Here is a 4,379-nt window from a genome sequence, read left to right on the forward strand (position 1 = left end):
GGTGCCCGCGCGCCTCCACGCTCGCCGGAGCACCCCGCGCCGGCAATCCCCCGATGTGGGGATTGGCGCGCCCGGCGGCCCTGGTGGACCGGTCAGGTGCGGCGGGGGCGCACCTGGTCGCCGCGGGCCACCTGCGGCCGGGGCACCCGCGACATCCGCATCTGGAAGGCGCGCAGGATCACGTAGGTCGCCGAGCCGCGGCCGGGCTCCTCGCCGAAGTGCTCCACCACCTTGCCGCGGGTGCGCCGCCACAGCAGCACCGCGTCCAGGACGCCGACGATGATCAGCCCGTAGGCGACCACGAACACCCCCAGCCGGGCCCACGGGGCCTGCACGAACGACAGCGCCAGGATCACCAGCATCGCCGGGAGCAGCACCTCGCCGATGTTCCAGCGGGCGTCGACGGTGTCCCGCAGGTAGCGGCGGACCGGGCCCCGGTCACGGGCGCCCAGGAAGCGCTCGTCGCCGCTGAGCATCCCCTCGCGGGCGCGGGCCCGGGCTTGCTTCTGCCGGGCCTTCTGGTCGGCGGTGGCCCCCTTGGTGGCGGGCACGAGCGGGCGGCGGTTGGCGGCCTCGCGCTCCTTGCGCTTGGGGGTGGGCCGGTTCTTGGCACCGGCTCGGGGTCCCGGCTCCGGCGTGGAGCCGGGGCCCGGGGCCGGGCTCGAAGCCGGGCTGGGCGCGGGGTCGGCGGCGGGTTTCTTGCGGGACAGCACCCCACCACTGTAGGTGCGCGGACCGGGTGCTCCGGCCCCGCGCCCGGCCGCCGGACTGCCCACCCACCGCCGGCCGGTCTCCGGTGCCTTCGTCCTACCTGGGCAAACGTCACCCGGCGTGGGGTTGCCAGAAGCGCTTCTCGGGGTGTTACTTGTTCTCGACGACAGGTCCACCACGGAAGGAGCCTCACCATGCGCGGTCTGCGCCCCACTGCCGCCCTGGTTGCCGGCGGGCTGCTGCTCGCCGGCTGCGCCGAGGGCACCGGTGGCCCCTCCGGCGGCGCCGGCGACGAGGAGGGGGAGACCGGCGGGTCGGCCTTCTCGGCCGACGCCAGCATGGAGGGTGAGCTGTCGATCATGGGCTTCGGCCTGGACGACGAGATCGCCGAAGTTCGCTTCGACCTGGCCGAGCAGGCGGTGGACGGCGTCGAGGTCAGCCTCGCCGAGGGCGGGCTGGACATGCAGCAGTTCCTGTCCTCGGTGGCCTCCGGCGACGTGCCGAGCCTGATCCGGGCCGACCGCACCCAGATCGGCACGCTGGCCAGCCGGGGAGCGATCCAGCCGCTGGACGACTGCCTCGAGGCCGAGGGCGTCGACCCGGGCCAGTTCCTGGAGCCGGCGCTGGCGCAGGTGACCTTCGCCGACCAGGTCTACGGGATCCCCGAGTTCAACCAGGTCCGGCTGACCATGGCCAACGAGCAGCTGCTGGAGGAGGCCGGGCTGACGCTGGAGGACGTCAACGGCTCGGACTGGGAGGCGGTCACCAACGCCAACCAGAAGCTGTTCCAGGGCTCGGGAAGCCGGGTCGAGGTGATCGGCTACGACAGCAAGCTGCCGGAGTTCCTGCCGATGTGGGCCCGGGCCAACGGCGGCGCGATGCTGTCCGAGGACGGCCGCACCGCCCAGCTGGACGACCCCGCGGTCGTGGAGGCGCTGGAGTGGGCGGTCGGCATCTACGACGACCAGGGCGGCTTCGGGCAGGTCAAGGCCTTCCGCGACTCCGCCGACTTCTTCGGTGCCGGCAACCAGTTCGCCAGCGGCACGCTCGGGGCGATGCCGATGGAGCACTGGTACGTCAACGTGCTCAACGAGGTCTCCCCGGACGCGCCCGTCATCTTCGACACGGTGCGCGACCGGCAGGGGGAGCCGATCTCCTACGCCACCGGGTCGGCCTGGGCCATCCCGGCCGGCAGCGACAACCCGGCGGCCGCGTGCCGGTTCGCCGCCACCATGGTGGCCACCGACTCCTGGTTCGCCGCTGCGGAGGAGCGGGTCGCGGCGCGCGAGGAGGCCGGGCTGCAGTTCACCGGCCTGCTGACCGGCAACCAGGAGGCCGACCAGCGCATCCAGGAGGAGCTCGTCGAGCCCAGCGGCGAGGAGAACTGGGACAGCGCGGTCGAGGCGATCTACGAGGCCAACGAGAACACCTTCACGCTGCCGGCGAACCCGGCCGACGCCGAGTTCGACCGGGCCTGGAAGGACGCGGTGAACCGGGTGCTCAACGGTCAGCAGCAGCCGGCGGAGGCGCTCGCCGACGCCCAGGAGCAGGCCCAGCAGGCCCTGGACCGCGCCTGGGAGGAGTGGGACGCCACCCAGGGGCAGTGATGGCACGTCGCGAGCTGCGCTACGCCCTGCTGTTCCTGTCCCCCTGGCTGGTCGGGTTCGCCGTCTTCACCGCCTGGCCGATGCTGTACTCCGGGTACCTGTCGCTGACCGACTACGACGTCATCAGCGACCCCTCGTTCGTCGGCACCAGCAACTACGAGCGGATCCTGGCGGACCGGGACGCCCACCAGGCACTGCGCAACACCGTCTGGTACACCGTGGTCCAGGTCCCGGCCTACGTGACGGTCTCGGTGCTGCTGGCGCTGCTGCTCAACCAGGCCGGCCGGGCCGCCGGGTTCTTCCGCACCGTGTTCTTCATGCCCTCGATGACGCCGCCGGTGGCCACCGGGGTGCTGCTGCTGCTGCTGTTCAACGGCCAGGACGGGCTGATCAACACGGTGCTGGGCTGGGTCGGCATCGAGGGCCCGAACTGGACGACCGACCCGACCTGGATCAAGCCCGGGCTGGTGCTGATGAGCCTGCTGACCGTCGGCGGCTCGGTGATCATCCTGCTGGCCGCGATCCGCAACGTGCCCCAGGAGCTGTATGACGCCGCCCTGGTGGACGGGGCCGGCTTCTGGCGCAAGACCTGGAGCGTGACGATGCCGATGATCTCGGGGCCGCTGTTCTTCGTCATCGTCGTCAACACGATCGCGGCGCTGCAGACCTTCACCGAGGCCTACACCGCCTTCTTCGGCGTGGGCAACACCACCTACTCCAACGACGCGGCGGAGTTCTACGTGATCCACCTGTTCCGGCAGGCCTTCGAGTTCCTCCACATGGGGTACGCCTCGGCGCTGGCGTGGCTGCTGTTCCTGGTGATCATGGCGATCACCGCGGTGCAGGTGCTGGTGTCCCGCCGGCTGGTGTACTACGAGGCGGACCGGTGACCGGCACCGCCCACACCGCCCAGGCGCAGGACCCGCAGCTGGTGCTGGCGCCGGACCGCGCCGCCGCCGCCGCGGACACCGGCGGGGAGGGGCGGCCGCGCCGGCCCCGCTCGACCGCCGCGCGCATGGTCGTCCTCGGGCTGCTGGTCGGGCTGAGCGTGCTGTTCCTCTACCCGTTCGTGTGGCTGGTCAGCGCCTCGCTGAAGCCCCGGGAGCAGGTGTTCGACAACAAGCTGATCCCCGAGACGCTGACGTTCGACAACTACGTCAACGTCTGGCACGAGGCGCCGATGCTGCTGTGGATGGGCAACACGGTGCTGGTGACCGTGCTCGCCGCCGCCTCGGTGACGCTGAGCAGCGCGCTGGTGGCGTGGGGCTTCGCCCACTACCGGTTCCCCGGACGGGGCCCGCTGTTCGCGCTGGTGCTGGCCACCATGATGCTGCCCGGGGCGGTCACGATGATCCCGGTGTTCCTGATCTGGGACGCGCTGGGTCAGGTCGACACCCTCACCCCGCTGTGGGCGGGCAACCTGTTCGGGAGCGCCTTCTACATCTTCCTGCTACGGCAGTTCTTCCTCGGGCTGCCGCGGGAGCTGTTCGAGGCCGCCCGGATCGACGGGGCCGGGGAGTGGACGCTGTTCTGGCGGATCGCGCTGCCGCTGTCCAAGCCGGCGGTCATCGTCACGCTGCTGTTCGAGTTCCAGGCCGCCTGGACCGACCTGATGCGGCCGCTGATCTACCTGCGGGACTCGAGCAACTTCACCGTGCCGCGCGGGCTGAAGGCGCTGCTGGACCGGTACGGCTTCGGCGGTGAGTTCCACTGGGAGATCATCGTGACCGCCAGCGTCCTGGTGACCGTGCCCATGATCATCCTGTTCTTCATCGGACAGCGCCACTTCATCAAGGGGATCGCCACCACCGGCAGCAAGGGCTAGCGCCGGGAGGACCGCCGCAGCCAGCGACCCTCGGCGGGCGCGCCGCGTGGGCTGCGAGCCGCCGGCGGGCCCCCGCTCCCGAGGCCGGCCACGACGAGGTGCCGGACGGCGACCACAGCGGCCACGGTGAGCACCTCCTCCCAGCTCAGCGCCACGCTGAGCCGCAGCAGCCCCGCGGCGAGCAGGAAGTCCAGCAGCACCGGCAGCGCCGCGCGCAGGCCGGCCACCGCCGCGAC

At 71.8% G+C, this 4,379-nt stretch carries 5 protein-coding genes; 3 read left to right on the forward strand and 2 right to left on the reverse strand.

Features of this window, described 5'->3' with window-relative positions; all coding sequences use genetic code 11:
- Nucleotides 1-92 precede the first annotated feature (92 nt).
- Entirely contained in the window at nt 93-713 is a 621-nt protein-coding gene (locus GFJ45_RS15245) for a DUF3043 domain-containing protein (RefSeq protein WP_228387149.1), read from the reverse strand.
- Nucleotides 714-905: 192 nt separating this feature from the next.
- Here GFJ45_RS15245 and GFJ45_RS15250 point away from each other — a divergent pair, with 192 nt between their 5' ends.
- The 3 genes from GFJ45_RS15250 to GFJ45_RS15260 are packed head-to-tail and all read left to right on the forward strand — an operon-like array spanning nt 906 to nt 4,143.
- Entirely contained in the window at nt 906-2,318 is a 1,413-nt protein-coding gene (locus GFJ45_RS15250; RefSeq protein ID WP_153398715.1) for an ABC transporter substrate-binding protein, read from the forward strand.
- Nucleotides 2,318-3,208, forward strand: coding sequence for a carbohydrate ABC transporter permease (locus tag GFJ45_RS15255; protein ID WP_153398717.1), 891 nt, complete (start codon nt 2,318-2,320; stop codon nt 3,206-3,208). Before GFJ45_RS15250 ends, GFJ45_RS15255 begins: the two co-directional genes overlap by 1 nt.
- Complete coding sequence (locus GFJ45_RS15260; RefSeq protein WP_228387151.1) at nt 3,205-4,143, forward strand: carbohydrate ABC transporter permease; 939 nt, start codon at nt 3,205-3,207, stop codon at nt 4,141-4,143. The genes GFJ45_RS15255 and GFJ45_RS15260 overlap by 4 nt, the downstream gene beginning before the upstream one ends.
- On the opposite strand, the gene GFJ45_RS15265 is transcribed toward GFJ45_RS15260, so the two are convergent.
- Nucleotides 4,140-4,379: DUF1622 domain-containing protein (locus GFJ45_RS15265; RefSeq protein WP_153398719.1), on the reverse strand; the 240-nt coding region annotated here is incomplete at its 5' end. The two genes, GFJ45_RS15260 and GFJ45_RS15265, sit on opposite strands and share 4 nt — an antisense overlap.

It is taken from the genome of Ornithinicoccus halotolerans (assembly GCF_009602535.1).
GTDB classification, from domain to species: Bacteria; Actinomycetota; Actinomycetes; order Actinomycetales; family Dermatophilaceae; genus Ornithinicoccus; species Ornithinicoccus halotolerans.